The organism is Pseudoalteromonas sp. MER144-MNA-CIBAN-0113, from assembly GCF_040308965.1.
Classification (GTDB): Bacteria; Pseudomonadota; Gammaproteobacteria; order Enterobacterales; family Alteromonadaceae; genus Pseudoalteromonas; species Pseudoalteromonas tetraodonis.
In genome coordinates this window covers 32,943-50,153 of record NZ_JBEOOG010000005.1, presented here as the reverse complement: position 1 = coordinate 50,153, position 17,211 = coordinate 32,943, and the positions used below count along the sequence as shown (strand labels likewise).

9 protein-coding genes are annotated in these 17,211 nt (G+C 36.6%); all 9 read left to right on the top strand.

The window, feature by feature from the left end; translation table 11 throughout:
• The first annotated feature begins 28 nt into the window (after positions 1 to 28).
• The 9 genes from AAEY57_RS02435 to AAEY57_RS02395 all read left to right on the top strand — a co-directional run bounded on the left by AAEY57_RS02435 (position 29) and on the right by AAEY57_RS02395 (position 17,204).
• Positions 29 to 904 (top strand): WYL domain-containing protein, encoded by an 876-nt coding sequence (locus AAEY57_RS02435; RefSeq protein ID WP_138563812.1) that lies wholly within the window; start codon positions 29 to 31, stop codon positions 902 to 904.
• Entirely contained in the window at positions 905 to 3,586 is a 2,682-nt protein-coding gene (locus AAEY57_RS02430) for an ATP-binding domain-containing protein (protein ID WP_138563814.1), read from the top strand. It begins immediately after the preceding gene.
• Between the two features lie 79 nt (positions 3,587 to 3,665).
• A complete protein-coding gene (locus AAEY57_RS02425; RefSeq protein ID WP_350606115.1) occupies positions 3,666 to 6,398 on the top strand; it encodes a DNA methyltransferase in 2,733 nt (910 codons plus the stop codon).
• Positions 6,391 to 8,319 (top strand): DEAD/DEAH box helicase, encoded by a 1,929-nt coding sequence (locus AAEY57_RS02420; protein WP_350606112.1) that lies wholly within the window; start codon positions 6,391 to 6,393, stop codon positions 8,317 to 8,319. Before AAEY57_RS02425 ends, AAEY57_RS02420 begins: the two co-directional genes overlap by 8 nt.
• A complete protein-coding gene (locus AAEY57_RS02415; protein WP_350606109.1) occupies positions 8,319 to 9,593 on the top strand; it encodes a GIY-YIG nuclease family protein in 1,275 nt (424 codons plus the stop codon). The genes AAEY57_RS02420 and AAEY57_RS02415 overlap by 1 nt, the downstream gene beginning before the upstream one ends.
• Before the next feature lie 63 nt (positions 9,594 to 9,656).
• Entirely contained in the window at positions 9,657 to 11,354 is a 1,698-nt protein-coding gene (locus AAEY57_RS02410) for an ATP-dependent nuclease (RefSeq protein ID WP_138561123.1), read from the top strand.
• A gap of 2 nt (positions 11,355 to 11,356) precedes the next feature.
• Positions 11,357 to 12,967 (top strand): UvrD-helicase domain-containing protein, encoded by a 1,611-nt coding sequence (locus tag AAEY57_RS02405; RefSeq protein ID WP_350606107.1) that lies wholly within the window; start codon positions 11,357 to 11,359, stop codon positions 12,965 to 12,967.
• Positions 12,968 to 13,003: 36 nt separating this feature from the next.
• Positions 13,004 to 14,131: an exonuclease SbcCD subunit D gene (locus tag AAEY57_RS02400; RefSeq protein WP_350606104.1), complete on the top strand. Its 1,128-nt coding sequence runs from the start codon at positions 13,004 to 13,006 to the stop codon at positions 14,129 to 14,131.
• 10 nt (positions 14,132 to 14,141) lie between these two features.
• On the top strand, positions 14,142 to 17,204 hold the full coding sequence (locus AAEY57_RS02395; RefSeq protein WP_350606102.1) for an AAA family ATPase: 3,063 nt from the start codon (positions 14,142 to 14,144) through the stop codon (positions 17,202 to 17,204).
• Positions 17,205 to 17,211: the final 7 nt, after the last annotated feature.

Genomic DNA, 17,211 nt, shown 5'->3' with positions numbered 1-17,211 from the left:
TATTACTTCAATAATATGATTTTAATGCATGGATGAATTTAGTTTTGCACAGAAGCAGCGTTTAGCTTATATCGACTTTAAGCTCTATTTTACTGGGATGGTAACTCGCAGTGAAATCGTGTGTCATTTCGAATTAGGCCTTGCCGCTGCAACCAGAGATTTAAAGTTCTACAAAGACAATGCGCCTGAGAATATGGCGTATGACAATGTAGAAAAAAAATACTTCATCACAACGCAATTCAAACCCATATTTAAACATGATGCACGCCGCACGCTTATTAAGTTAGCGAACAACATTAGCGATGGCTTTGATTCTATTGGCGATACTTCATTCCCTATTGAATCACCAAGCCCGTTGAACGTACCTGATATTGATATTATCGCTAAGCTCTCTCAAGCGATTATCAACCATAAGCCTATTAGCGTTATCTACACGTCTTTAAGCAGTGGTTCGGGTGCAAGAGAACTTGTGCCTCATTCAATTGTAGATAACGGCTTACGATGGCATTTAAGAGCGTATGACCGCAAATCAAAGTCATTTAGAGACTTTGTGTTAACGCGCATTACCAAAGTTACAATTCTCGCACAGACACCATCTTCTAAAGAAGATAAGTTAGAAGATCATCAATGGATGCGTATGGTGCCATTACAAATTATTCCGCATCCAAATAACGTTAAGCACCCAACCGCTATTAAGCTCGATTTTGGGATGGAAAAAGGCATATTAGAAGTCAATGTACGTGCCGCAATGGCAGGATATTTATTAAGACGTTGGAATGTGGATTGTTCTGAAAGTGGCTCACTTTCAGGCCCTGAATATCAACTTTATTTACAGAATATACAAACATTATATGGTGCAGAAAATCTCGCACTTGCGCCGGGATATCAAAAGGATAAAGACTAAATGGAAACGCCTGAAAAAATCAAAATTATTGCTTCTGAAGCGGTTCGTGTACTAGAAATAGTTGCTCAAACAGCCAAAAAAAAACTAGCAGAGCAATCTAATAAGATGAATGGCCATGGTCAACTTGCAAGCATCAACTCTTTTAATGATACACATGCTGTTGATAATATGAGTGAGATAGCTCAATCGATACAGCAAGGCTATATAAGCCTTCAAGACGAACCTGCAATTGCACGGGTTACTTTTGATGATGGTGAGCAGACTAAAACCCTATATATTGCGCGAAAAAGCTCAATTCCTCTTGAAGGTGATGCTAGTCTAGCTAGTTATGGCTCTCCTTTAGGTCACTTAGCGTCTTTACAAGTAGGTGATGAGTATACTGCCAATATTGGTGGACAATCACGAGTACTTGAAGTTCTAGAAACACTAACTTTAAAGCCCAGAAAAGGCGAACATGGCTGGGATTCATCATTTTCGGTTTACACGCCTGAAGATGAAGAAACTATTACTATTGATCCATCTTTAAGGAAGCTATTTCAACAAGAAGAAGTAGACCTTTCAGATGAGTCATTTTTGGATGAACTCCTCAGTGGTGAAGCTTCAAATGATTTTGAAACGGGAGTAAAGCATCAAGTTAGATCGGCTATGAGTCTAAGAGATCAACCTATTCTCGATAAGTTTCAATCTGAAATATTTCGTTTGCCACTTGATAGCCAGTTAATTATTTTAGGGCCTCCCGGAACAGGTAAAACTACAACGTTAATTAAACGCCTTGGGCAAAAGCTAAATATTGAATATCTAGAACCAGCAGAGCAGCAAAAAATTAAAAACTCTCATAGTGGTGAGTCAGGTCATAAAACCAATTGGCTAATGTTTACCCCTACAGATTTGTTAAAGCACTATTTAAAAGAAGCTTTTGCTAAAGAACAAGTCCCTGCATCTTCTGAGCAAATTAAAACATGGGAAAACTACAGTGGTTATTTAGGTAGGAATGTTTTATCAATATTACAATCAAGTAGTCGCAGTGGCTTTATTAAAAAATCGACGCGACACTTAAATTCATATGCAAACTCAAACTTACCTGCCGTTTATGATTCATTTATTGATTTTCATAAATTATCAATGGTCAATGAGCTTAAAGCAAGTATTGACCAATTAATTATACTTGACGGTCCTTCGTTAAAAGAGATTAGTAAAGCACTAATTTCATTGAAGCAAAGCCTACAGCAAAGTAATTTAATAAGCTTTTACCGAAGCCTTGAGCAATACCAAGATAAAATACAAAACCTAATCAAAGAAATAAAAACGGATTCAGAAAAACAATTAAGAGGCACTTTAACTTACCAAGTTAACAGTAATAAAAACTTTATTGCTGAACTAATTAAAGTTATAAACGAATGGAAAAAAAGTAAGTTACCGGAAGTCATTGATGAAGAAGAAGACGATGATGACGAAGATGAAGATCAAATTGCTACCCCGCAGCAACAAGCATTTAGTGAATATAAAAAGGCAATAAATGCACTTGGTCGTGCTAAATACTTGAAACGTAGTCTACCAAAAAACAGTTTATCAACAGCAATTGTAAAATGGCTAGATGAAAGACTACCCGAAATTGAAAAGCTGAAAGGTTTAGGTAGCCTAGCCATTCAAATGCGTGAACTAAGAAAATTTAAAAATCCAGAAGTTAAATATGTAAAAAACATAGCTAAAAGTTATCGTGCATTTCGTAAATCTGAAGAGCAGTTTAAAAAATGGTTTGAAAGTTCACCAGCAAAGCCAAGTCATATTGAACAGTCAGAATTGGATCTTCTCATTTTAGCAAATTTAAAAATGGCAAGAGAGCTCCTTAAAGAAAGGTTCATCCAACAAAAATTAGATCAAGGTGGTTATGTCCAACTTAATTTAATCAATGAAACGTTTAAAAATCAAATACTAGTAGATGAGGCAACAGACTTCTCACCTATTCAGTTGGCAAGTATGGAAGCTTTGACTACACCTTCAATCGGTTCTTTTTTTGCTTGTGGTGACTTCAATCAAAGGATTACAACAGAAGGCACTAAAAGCGCAGAGCAACTTAGTTGGATATCTTCAAAACTAACAACTGAATCAATAAATATCGTTTATCGTCAAAGTGAGTTGCTTAATAACTTTGCCAAAGAACTACTAACAAAAATGGAAGGCGACATTCAGTACAGTGGAGAGCTTCCTAAAAACTCAAACCACAAAGGCGTAATGCCAGTGTTATTAGAAAATGCTGGTGATAACGCGCAAATAGTTACTTGGTTAAAAGACAGAATTTCTGAAGTCGAGCAAGAAGTAGATGTACTCCCTAGTATCGCGATTCTGGTAAATCATGAGGATGAGGTGAAACCATTGGCCGATGCTTTATCTGAAGAATTAGAAGACTTAAATATTCGAGCTGTAGCTTGTAGTGATGGCCAATCATTAGGTGAAGGCAACGACGTTCGTGTGTTTGATGTACAGCACATTAAAGGTCTGGAATTTGAAGCTGTTTTCTTTGTAGGTGCAGATACTTTAGCTAAAAATATACCAGAGCTATTCGATAAGTACCTTTACGTAGGAGCAACAAGGGCAGCTACTTTCTTTGGAGTCACATGCCATAGCACTGCACCCAAATTAATAAATAATTTACGCTCGTCATTTCAACAAAGCTGGGCTTAATTGGTTATATAAATAATATGCAGTGTGGGCGATTGATGTTTGCTACCACTGTAAAAATAAAATATTGATGGATTATTAAATGAATATTACCCAAATAGAAGAAATCGTTAAAAAGTTAGCATCAGATATTATTGCTAACCAAGTTAACAAGGATGAGTTTATATACCAACTAATGGCGGCTTACGGTCATCGTAAAACGACCATTGGCCGTATTAAATCAGGTGAGCGTAACTTAGCTAAAGTTGATGGCGAAGTAAGAGCTAAACGCCATATTTACTTTAAGCAAAGTCAGAGTAATTGTGTGTTGTCAGATATTGATAACATGAAAAAAGAGCCAACAGTTGCTCGTGACAAAATTCGCTTTGTTATTGCTACTGACTTTAATCAGTTTGTTGCCTTAGATACTCGTACCCACGATACCTTAGATATTGAATTTACCGAACTGGGCAAACATTTTGATTTCTTCTTACCTTGGGCGGGAATGGAAAAAGCGGTATACCAAGGTGAAAACCCGGCTGATGTTAAAGCGGCAGAAAAAATGGCTAAGTTGTTCGATTTAATCAAAGCCGATAACTTCAGTGAAGATAACAAAGACGACACCAACGCACTTCATAACTTAAACGTATTTTTAACCCGTTTACTATTTTGTTTCTTTGCCGAAGATACTGGTATTTTCACACGTAATCAGTTTAGTGAAAACTTAGAGTCAAAAACTAAAACTGATGGCTCTGATGTTGATGACTACCTAAATCGTCTCTTTGAAGTTTTAAATACAAATAAAGAAAATCGCGGTGAGTTACCTGATTATCTTACACAATATGAGTATGTAAATGGTGGTTTATTTGCTAATACCATAGCTTCCCCAAGGTTTTCGACTAAATCACGCAAAATGCTCATTGAGTGTGGCAGTGAGCTAGATTGGTCTGATATTAACCCTGATATTTTTGGTTCGATGATCCAAGCGGTAGTTCACCCTGACCAACGTGGCGGTATGGGTATGCACTATACCTCGGTCACTAACATCATGAAGGTAATCGAACCGCTATTTTTAGATGAGCTTTATGCTGAGTTTGAAAATATTGAAGACAACATTGATGCGAAGTTAAAACCTAGTCGCTTACGAAAATTACATGATCGTATTGCCGAAATTAAAATATTTGACCCAGCTTGTGGCTCTGGCAACTTTCTGATTATTGCCTTTAAAGAGTTACGTAAGCTTGAAATGGAAATCATCAAGCGTTTGCAAGAATTAGATCAAAACGATAACCAAGACGACCTATTTGGTGATGTTGGTTTAGATTCATCCTTTTCACGTATTAAGCTTTCTCAATTTTACGGTATTGAGTTAGATGATTTTGCTCATGAAGTAGCCATTTTGTCGTTATGGCTTGCTGAGCACCAAATGAATGTGGAATTTAAAGCTGAGTTTGGTGAGTGTGAACCTGCTTTACCTCTTCGGCAAGGGGGGAGCATATTACAAGGAAATGCGACCGAAATTTCATGGCATGACCATGTACAAGGAGCTAACTCAGATACATTTATCATAGGTAACCCACCATATTTAGGTGCCAAAAGACAGAACAAACAACAAAAAGAGGAGATGAAAAAAGTTTTCCATTTCTCTAAAGATTATAAAAACTTAGACTACATTTCATGCTGGTTTTATTTGGCCTCCACATTCATTCGAGACACTAACTCACAAGCCGCTTTCGTTTCCACTAACTCAATAGTCCAAGGTGATCAAGTATCATTGCTGTGGCAGCATATATTCGATCAAAACATTGAAATTTCATTCGGTCACAGGTCTTTTAAGTGGGAGAACTCCGCAAAAGGTAAGGCAGCTGTGATTTGTGTTATTGTTGGGTTGCGTCAAAAAACATCTAAGGATTGCTACATATTTACTGATCAATACAAACATTCCACACCATCAATAGGCCCATACTTAAATGCAGGAAGCAAGGTGATTGTAGGTAAATCAAGGAAGCCTCTAAATGGTTTACCTGAGATGATTTACGGAAATATGCCTCTTGAAGGAGGTTTTTTGAAGCTTTCTGAAGCTGAAAAAGATGAAATTATTAATCGTTATCCGAATGCGAACAAGTTCATCAGACCTACTATTGGTGGTGAAGAGTTTTTAAAAGGTATAAAACGCTGGTGCATTTGGATAGATGATAATGATTTAGAAGAAGCTATGAATATTCCTTTGATTTTCGATAGAGTCGAAGGAGTGAGAAAATTTCGACAAAATGGTGGTGAAGTTGCCAGAACTTTAGTGGAAAGATCACACCAATTTAGATATAGACATATAGCAAAATCTCAAATGATGGTTGTACCATGCACAAGCTCAGAAAATCGAGATTATATGCAATGTGGTTTCTTTACTAATGAATACATTTCAATGAATTCAATTCAAGTAATATTAGATCCTGAATTATGGCTTTTTGGTGTACTTTCTTCAAAAATGCATATGATATGGGTGAAGTCTGTAGCAGGTAGATTAAAAAGTGATTATAGGTATTCCAATGTGATCTGTTACAACACATTCCCTTGCCCACGTTTAAGTCAGAATGAAAAAGCTATATTGGCTGATTTATCCGTAAATATACTTTCTGCTAGAGAAAATCACTCAAATACGACAATTGGTAATTTATACAGAAGAGATCAAATGCCGGATGATTTATTGGAAGCTCATCGTGCATTAGATGAGTTTTTTGAAAGTTTATTTACAAGTAAAAAGCTGGCAGATGATGAAAAAAGATTAGAAATATTATTAATGCAATACAAAGAAATGACAGGAGGTCAAAATGCGTAATTTAATGGAATTCAAATATGCCCAAAGTGGTGCGAGTTCAAACACGAATGATATGGGCATGCGAGCCATGCAGTCTCGTGCATATGAAGGCAGAAACAGCCAGTACCTTTTATTAAAAGCACCTCCAGCATCCGGTAAGTCTCGTGCATTAATGTTTTTAGCCTTAGACAAACTGCATAACCAAGGCGTTAAAAAGGCTATTGTTGCAGTACCAGAACGCTCTATTGGTGGCTCGTTTGATACTACTGAATTAAGCAAATATGGCTTCTTTTGCGATTGGGAAGTTGATAACGACAATAACCTTTGTACGCCCGGTGGTGAAACCAGCAAAACTAAAGCGTTTAAGCGTTTTATGGCTGGTGACGATAAAGTACTTATTTGTACTCATGCTACGCTACGTTTTGCCTTTCAAGAAATAGAAGATACTGCTTTTAACGATTGCCTAATTGCTATTGATGAATTTCATCATGTGTCAGCCGATGGTGAGAATGTACTGGGTGATGTTTTACGCTCGATTATGGAAAACAGCAATGCCCATATTGTTGCTATGACAGGCTCATACTTCCGTGGTGATAGTGTTCCTGTATTAACACCTGAGCTTGAAGCACAATTCGATAAAGTATCATTCAACTATTACGAGCAACTCAATGGTTATAACTACTTAAAATCTCTCGGTATTGGTTATCATTTTTACCAAGGTAGATATACCGACGTTATTCATGAAGTACTTAACTCAGAAGAAAACTACGGCAAAAAAACCATTATTCATATTCCTAATGTTAATTCTGGTGAATCAACTAAAGAAAAATATGATGAAGTAGATGCCATTTTAGAAGTATTAGGTGAAGCTGGTAAACGTGATCCTGCTACAGGTGTTATTCCTGTTACTCGACCTGATGGTACAGTAATAAAAGTAGCTGATTTAGTTGAAGAAAATGACCGTGACATAATTCAAAACTATCTACGAAGTATAAAAAATGTAGATGATATGGATGTGATCATCGCATTAGGTATGGCAAAAGAAGGCTTTGACTGGGAATACTGTGAGCATGCATTAACCGTGGGTTATAGAAGCTCGTTAACTGAAATTATTCAAATAATTGGTCGCTGTACCCGTGATAGCTCAAACAAAAATCATGCGCAATTTACTAACCTAATTGCCCAGCCAGATGCAGAAAATGACCAAGTAACCATTGCTGTAAATAACATGCTGAAAGCGATCACTTGTTCACTGCTTATGGAGCAAGTATTAGCCCCTAACTTTAAATTTAAAGCTAAAAAAGACGATGATTTTGAGCCAACGCCACCGGGTACAATGAAAATTGGCGGCTTTAAAGAGCCAAGCACTAAGCGCACTAAAGACATTATTGAATCAGACCTAGCTGATTTAAAAGCGGCTATTTTGCAAGATGATAAAGTTATTGCGGCATCAGCGGGTAAAGTTGATCCAGAAGTCGTTAATAAAATACTTATACCTAAGATAATCCAACGTAAATATCCTGATTTAACTGAAGCTGAACTTGAAGAAGTTCGTCAACAAGTAGTCGTTGATTCAGCAGTAAGTACAGCAGAGGTGAGTGAACAAGGCGGTAAAAAGTTTGTTCGCTTAGCTGATAAATTTATCAATATTGATGAATTGAGTATTGATTTAATTGATGAAATTAATCCATTCCAAAAAGCCTTTGAGATACTGTCAAAATCAGTAACTACTGACGTACTTAAACTTATTCAAGAATCGATTCAAACCACCCGCATTCAAATGGACTTTGATGAAGCTAAATTGCTATGGCCTAAAGTTAAGCTGTTTGTTCATGAAAATGGCCGAGAACCTGACTTAAACGCGTCTGACTTTACCGAAAAGCGTTTGGCTGAGTGCTTAATTTATATCAAACAAGAAAAGCGCAAAAGGATGCAAGCGTAATGAAAAATGAAGAATGGCAAAAATTAAAGTCGATGGAAATGGACGACTGGTTAAGCTTTATTAATGACGATGATGAATTAGGGCTTACAGCGGTTAAAGTGAAGTCAAAAGCGCCAACGGCTGATGAGCACTTAGTTGCTAAGTTTCAAGAAATAAATGATTTCTATAAAGCGAATGGTCGGTTGCCTGAAAACAATATGGCAAACATTAGTGAGCTAATGTTATTTAAACGGTTAGATTCTATTAGAGGTAATGACACCCAGTGCCATGCATTGGTTGATTTTGATGAATTTAACTTATTGCCATTAACGCATGAAGTAGCTGAGCCAACGGCAGGGTTTAAAGTAGAACCGAAACCTGAACTAAAGCCTGTGGTAAAAGAAATTAACTCAGTGGAAGACATATTCGCTGATGATGACTTTGGTTTACTGGGTGATACTGACGATAGCATTTTTAATATAAAACATGTGAAAACCGACAAACGTGCTGACAGTGATTTTGTGGCAAGACGTAAGGCGTGTAAAGATTTTGCTAAATATAAAGATCTTTTCCCTGTTGTTCAGCAAGAACTAAATAGTGGTCAGCGTAAAATTATTGAGTTTGATGATAAAGGTGAAAAGCTTCAAGCTGGTGAATATTATGTGTTAAGTGGAGTATTGATGTACCTCGAACATATAGATATCACTAGTGAAGCAAAAACGGTAGACGGAAAGCGTTTCAGAAAGGATGGAAGAACACGCTGTATATTTGAAAATGGTACAGAATCGAACATGCTTTATCGCTCTATTGCTAAGTCACTATATGCTGATGGCAAAATGGTTTCACCAAAAGGCGAACACTTCGCTGATATTAAAAATGTTGGTGAAGATGATGAGTCCGCAGGTTTTATTTATATTTTATCAAGCCAAAGCGAAGATCCTCGTATCAATTCAATTTCTAACCTATACAAAATTGGCTATGCAACAACACCTGTTGCCAAGCGTATCGCGAATGCTGCAAACGAACCAACGTACTTAATGGCACCTGTTAATGTTGTAGCTGAATATGAATGCTACAACATGAACACGCAGAAGTTTGAGAACCTTATTCATACTGTATTTAAAGATGTTTGCATTGATGTGGAAATAGCCGATTTACAAGGCAATATGTGCAAACCGAGAGAGTGGTTTAGTGTACCAATCGAGCAAATAAATACTGCTATAGAGCTTATTGTGAATGGGCAGATTGTAAATTATCGATATAACTCAACGACACAGAAGATAGAATTGCGGTAGTACGTACCAGTTAAACTCTATGATTAAACTAGCATTAACCAGCAAGCACTCTAGGGAAATAAATTGAAAATTTGTAATGTGCATTTAAAGGGATTTAGAAACTTTTCTGATGCGTCAATTAATTTTAATGATAATACATTAGTCATCGGTTCAAATGATGTAGGAAAAAGTAACCTTCTTCATGGCTTACGAATATTGTTAGATAAAAGTTTATCTGAAGCCGATATTGAGCCGAATGAATTAGACTTTCACATTAACCAAGATGGAATTGATGATGAAATTATCATTACTGTTAAATTTTCTGATATCCAAGAAGACGCGGTCATCTCCGTACTTAAAGGTAATGTAAGTGAAGAGAATGAAACTTTTTTGAGATATGTCGCTCAAAAAAGCAGTTTAGATTACCAACTATTTATTGGACCATCGTTAGATGACTTACAGGAAGTTTCTAGTCGTTTTTATCTTAAACATATGCACTTGAAGTATATACAGTCACAACGAGATTTAGATAAATTTATCCGCAAAGAAAAAAGACAGCTACTTAGACTTGCTCAAGAATCACTTTCTAATGATGAGAAAGAGGAAGACGATGAACTATTGATTGAGATAAGTGGGGATCTAGAAGAGCTTAATGAAAAAGTATCTCAGTTAGTTTATGTTGATAAAGCAACTAACGAAGTGAATGACGAACTTAAAAAATTAGCTCACCACTATGCTGACTATGAAGTACAACTGGATACAGGGGCTATTCAAGTCAATGACTTCATTGAAAAGCTACAACTTGGGGCTAATACAAACGGATCTAATGTGATGTTAGGTGGAGATGGGAGAAATAATCAAATATTGCTTGCCCTATGGAAAGCTAAAAGTGCACAAGAGCATGATTTAGAAAACGAAGTAATATTCTATGTTATTGAAGAGCCAGAAGCGCATTTACATCCTCATCAGCAAAGAAAGTTAGCGTCGTATTTAATTGATGAGCTACCGGGTCAAACGATAATATCTTCTCATTCCCCACAAATAACCGTTAATTTTTCACCTGACTCCATCATCAGGTTATTGCCTCAAGGTTCAGCAACAGTTGCTGCATCTGAAGGTTGCTCAGATTGTATTGAGGCAGGCTGGGAAGATATGAGTTATAGAATGAGTATTTTACCAGCAGAAGCATTTTTTTCTGACGGCATATTCTTAGTAGAAGGTCCATCTGAAATGCTCTTTTATCAATCATTGTCTAAAGCATTAGGTATTGATATTGATTATGAAAATCTGTCGATTCTTTCCGTTGATGGTATTTCATTTAAAGCATTCATATCTATATTAGATGCACTTCAGATCCCATGGACTATGAGAACTGATAATGATGTATCAAAAGTACCTAGGAAAGATGAGTGGCAATATGCAGGGATAAACCGTTGTTTCAGTATAGTAGGGGAAGAAAAACTCGATAATAGTGATACGGAGTTCTTTGCACAAGAAACAGTCGCTAATGGTGAGTGGCAAGCTGCTTCTGAATTGCTTAATGATAAAGGAATATTTTTATCCAAAGTGGATCTAGAAACCGATCTTGTTAGTGAATTAGAAGAAGAAATAAAAACAGCACTAGGGAAGTCAACTGCTAAATCGGCAATTGATTATCTCCAAGGAAAGAAAGCTTTAAGAATGAGAGAATTACTTAAATCTGTTGTAGCTGATCTTCCGAAATTGAATCAAGGTGAACTAGCAAAGCCTTTACATACACTATTAGCGTTAAGAAACTCATAACCATGAGTAATTTCAAACCTACATATCAACAACGAGCCGCTATCGATTACGAAAAAAGTATGGTTGTCACAGCTTGCCCTGGTAGCGGAAAAACTACTGTTATGAAGGAAAAAATACGAGGCATTACGCCAGAACTACCTTCACATAAAGGTGTAATTGCGATTACTTTTACTAAAAAAGCGAGTGAAGAGCTAAAGAGGCGTTGTAATGAAAATGCTCACAACACAAAACGTAGCTTTTTTGGCACAATTGATAGTTTTTGCTTGAAAGAATTGATACTGCCTTTCTTAGGAAGAATATGGGGAGGAGACCCTTCAAGTTGTACTATAGTAAAGAAGCTAGATTCACATCAAAAACTTTATTTTTCAAGTGAATACAAATCTCCAACATTAGTAGACCTTAATGCCGATACTGGTTTTAAAACTCTATATGACGCTGACATACTGTGGATGAATAGTTTTTCTGCATTATCATTAGCGATAATCAATAATTCAATTTCGGCACAACGATATATAAAAGCCCGTTATTCTCATGTATTTATCGATGAATATCAGGATTCTTCAATGCCGCAACATGAGCTGTTTATTAAACTTAAAGAGCTTGGACTGATTGCAACAGCAGTTGGAGACGTTGATCAGTCAATATTTCGTTTTAGAGGAAGTCAGCCTGAATTCTTAGTAGCCTTAACCGAGGATAATTTGAATTTTAAGCACTTTGAACTCGACTTTAATCATAGATGCCATCCGTCAATTGTGAATTATGCATGTCGTGTTCTGGACCCTGAATACAAGTTAATAGAGCATAAAGATGATAACCGGGTGTATCGCAGAGTTATTACTGGGAACCTAAAAAATGCCGCAGCACACGTTTCGCCTTGGATAAAAGATTGGCTGAAAGACGGTTCTATTGATAAAGCATCTGATGTAGCTATTTTAGCTAAAAAAGAAATCTCATTAAAAGAATTTACATTAGGACTAGATCATAATTATCGGCTGTATACCGACACACCTTTGAATGACTTAGGCACGGGGTGTGCTGATGTATATTCAGATCTGCTTTCATATAAACATGGATCCATTTCTACAGCCCAAGACATCATAGATAAGTACTTTTTCCAATTTCCATCGACAATTATTGCGAGCTTACGAAAAAAATTAAAAGCTATTAGAACAGAGCAGTCTCTAGAATCTTTCATCGAACGTTGTAGTTATCTAATGGAATTGATTGGATATGTTGAATGCGAAGCAGAAAACGAGGCTGTAAGGCTTATATGGTGCAATGACTCACTGGTAAAGTTGTTTAAATCTGTAGATGAAAATGAAGTCCAGCTAATGACACTCCATAAATCCAAAGGATTAGAATTCAAAATTGTTTTCCATATTGATTTGGAAGAGTGGACTTTCCCATATCAACAGAAAGGTGCTACATGGGACGATATCACTTACCCAAGTTTAGCTGAGGATACTAACCTTCACTATGTTGGAATTACTAGAGCAGAGCAATGTTGTATTTTAATTCAAACGACACTGCGAAGAAATGCAAAAAGCGAGCATAAGAGCTCAAGTCCATCTTACTTTTTAGGCTTGCCTCAGTTAGAAGGTTTGTATCGTTAACCTTGCAACACAGACGAAAATAGAAAAAGGGAATTTATGAAATTTATACATACCTCTGACTGGCATATTGGCCGTCAATTCCACAACGTTTCATTACTTGAAGATCAAAAGCACGTACTTAATCAGTTGATTGAATATATAAAAAGTGAAGATGTTGATGCTTTAGTGATTGCTGGTGATATTTATGACCGATCATTACCTCCAGCTAACGCTGTTGAGTTGCTAGATGATGTTTTGAAGTCAATTTGTATGGATTTAAACATTCCCATTATTTTGATACCGGGTAATCATGATAGCGCAGAGAGGGTTAGGTTCGGCGCTAAACAAATGAAAGAGTCCGGCTTGCATATTATTGGCAATTTGAATGATGTACTGGAGCCTTCTGTTATTGAAGTAAAGGGAGTTGAAGTTGCTTTTTATGGTATCCCCTACTGTGAGCCATTAATGGTTAGAGATACTTTTGACGTTGAAGTTAAAAGCTTTGATGATGCACATTCCTACTTAGTTAATGAAATAAAAAATGTAATGTCTGAGCAGCAGGTTAATGTATTGATTAGCCACTGTTTCATTGATGGTGCGGCTGAATCAGACTCTGAAAGACCTTTACAAATAGGCGGTGCAGATAGGGTTAGTTATCAACCCTGTGTTGAATTTGATTATGTTGCTTTAGGCCATCTTCATAGCCCTCAGTACAAAGGGATGGAGCATATTCGATATTCTGGTTCAATTATGAAGTATAGCTTTTCAGAACAAAACCAGAAAAAAGGCGTCACCCTTGTTGAAGTAGATAAAACTGGGCTTGTTTCGCAAGCCCATTTACCGTTGAAACCTTTAAGAGATATGAGAATCATTGAGGATGAGTTAGATACGGTTATAGAACAAGGAAAAGTAGATCCTAACAGCGATGATTACTTACTGATAAGACTGACTGATAAACATGCCATTTTGGATCCCATGGGTAAATTGAGAGCCGTATACCCCAATGTATTGCATTTAGAAAAACCAGGTATGCTCGAAACTAACTCAAGCGGGTTAAAGCAAGATTCATTGAAGCAAGGGGAGTTAGATATGTTTAAAGATTTCTATTCTCAAATTGCGGGTCAAGAAATGTCTGAGGAACAAAAGCAATTGGTTTCTGAATTAATTGATGGACTAACAAAATAAAGGAATAAAAATGAAACCACTTAAATTAACTGTTCAAGCCTTTGGTCCATTTGCTGGAACTGAGCACATAAAATTTGATGAATTAGGAACGAATCCTTTATTTTTGATTAATGGCCCAACTGGTGCAGGTAAAAGCTCGATCTTAGATGCAATTTGTTTTGCGCTTTATGGGCAAACAACTGGAGCTGAACGTTCAGCTTCACAAATGCGTTGTGATTTTGCTGATATTAAATTATTAACCGAGGTTACATTAGATTTTAGCTTAGCTGATAAAAGCTATCGTATAAAACGCGTTCCAATGCAAGAAAGAGCAAAAAGTGTTGGCGAAGGCACTACATCTCAGAATTCAAAAGCAACATTGTGGGAGCTTGATGGTACAGACAGTAATCGTTTGATGGTGCCTTCTAGTGTTAAGGATGCAGATACTGAAATTAAGGGGCTAATTGGTCTAGATGTTGAGCAGTTCAGGCAAGTTATGGTACTGCCTCAAGGTAAGTTTAGAGAGCTGTTATTAGCTGACTCAAAAGACAGAGAAAAAATATTTAGTCAGCTATTTCAAACCTCTATTTACAAAAAGATTGAAGATGCTTTAAAGCTTCAAGCAGCAGAAATAAGAAAAGCGGTTGAAGAGCACAGAAATAAAATTAAAGGTATTCTCGAAGGTGCAGAAGTAAATACTGAAGAAGAAGTAAGCTCCACTATCGAGTTAATCAAACCCGACTTGGCACTAGCACTTAAAGAAAAAACAACTGCTAACAAAGCCGTTTCCGATTTCGAAAAAGCTGTTGAAGAAGCCAAACAACTACTGAAAAAGTTTGAAGACTTAGATAACAAAAGCAAAGAGTTAGAACAACACAAGCTATCTAGTGAGCAAATCGAAAGTAAAAAGCTACAATTACAACTTGCCTCTAATGCCCAAAAAATAAAGCCAATATTTGATTCTGTTGTCAACTCAAGTAAAGCATTAACTGAAATCAAGGGTAAGTTTGAACAAAGCAATAAGGACCTATTGGAGTTCGGCGCAAAGCTAAAAGCCGCCATACATTCTTTTGAGAAAGCAGAAGAAGCACACAAAGCTGTTGATGCTTTACAGAAAAAACAAACAGATTTTGAGCAATATTTAAAACTTGCGAGCGATTTACAGCAAGCTGTTTCTAAACTTTCATCAGCTAAAGTAACTGCAACTGCAAGTAAGACAGCACTTGAAGCTAAACAAAAAGATATAGAAGTAATAAAAAGTGAGATCTCTGGTAAAGAGCAAAAACTGGAGAAGCTGTCTGTCGAAATTCAACCTTTAGCTAACGAACAAATTCAATTAGATAAATTGAGCCAAGTACTTAGCAAAAGAAATAACTTAGAGATCTTAAGCGAAGAGTTATCCGAGTTTAATCGATTAACCACAGAAGAAAAAATAGTTTTAGATAAGTCAGAATTAGAGTTAGACGCTAAAACTAAAGCGGCTAAAAAAACTGAATTTTCGTGGCATGCTAACCAAGCGGCCATTCTGGCAAGCGAATTATCTGATGGAGAACCTTGCCCCGTATGTGGTAGTGAGGAACACCCTAAATTAGCAAGTACGGATGATATGAGTTCTATTGTTACAAAAGAGGATGTCGATAAAGCTAGAGAACTTGTAACTAAATCAAATAAAGCTAGAGAAGCGGCAAAATCAGCATATGACGAAGCGCTTGCTAATGAAAAAGTAAAACAAGGATTAATTACTACGTTAAAAGATGAACTCGGCGAGTCTGCGAACAAATCACTAGTAGAAGTGAAGTCAGCGCATGAAGTGCAAGAAGCTAAGGTTAAAAGCTTACTTTCTATCAAAGATAATATAAAAGAGATCAGCGATAGCATCATTTCAGATAAAGATAAATTATCGGAAATAGAACAGACAATTAAAGTGCTAGAAGCAAAAGCTTCTTCAGACGATAAACTGCTCATTATTGCAAACTCTAATGTTGCTCAGCTAGAGAGCCAAACACCTGAAGCTTACCGAGATATTGAAAAACTCAATACTGAAATTAAATTATTAATTCAGCAAATAATATCTTTAAATGATGAGCTTACCTCAGCTAGGAAGAATAAAGAAGAACAACAGTCTGCATTTGATAAAGCAGAAGCCACCGATAAATCTATAGCTAGCCAATTAGTTGATATTGAAAAACAGGAAGGTGCTGCTCAACTAGCCTGGCAAAAAGCATTAAGCGAAAGTGTTTTTGAAGACCTGAATCACTTTGAAAACTCTTTACTTACCGATGAAAGTCAAGCTGAACTAAATGATGATGTTGACCAGTATAAAACCAAGTTTGATACCTTAACGGGAGCTAAGTCGTTACTTCTTAAGGAATTGAAAGACAAAAACAAACCTAATCTAGACAATAATGAAGATGAGTTATCGAAAGCTAAAATCGATTTCAAAGCTAAAGATGAAAAATGGCGTCAATTAGAAGAACGTAATAATCAGCTTATATCTGTTCAGAAAAAGCTCATTGCAGCACATAAGAAAAATGAAGAATTAGAAAAACAGTATAAAACTGTAGGTACTTTATATGAGGTATCAAATGGTTTAACTGGAGATAAAGTGAGTCTACAACGATTTGTACTCAGTGTTCTTCTCGATGACGTTTTAATACAAGCTTCACAGCGCCTCTCGCTCATGAGCAAAGGTCGATATCAATTAATTAGGAAAGAAGAGCGTGCTAAAGGAAATAAGGCATCAGGCTTAGAAATGGAGGTTGATGATGAATACACTGGAAAATCTCGCCCAGTAGCGACTCTTTCTGGTGGTGAATCATTTATGGCGGCTTTATCATTAGCCCTAGGTTTATCTGATGTCGTTCAGTCATACTCTGGCGGAATAAAGCTCGATACGTTATTCATAGATGAAGGTTTCGGTAGTTTAGACCCTGAATCACTCGACTTGGCCATTCGTACTCTAATTGACCTTCAGTCAACAGGTCGCATGATTGGTATTATCTCTCATGTTACAGAGTTAAAAAGCCAAATGGGACATAGAGTTGATGTCACATCAGGAAGGTCTGGCAGTAAAATTTCTGTTATTGCAGCTTAATAAATTA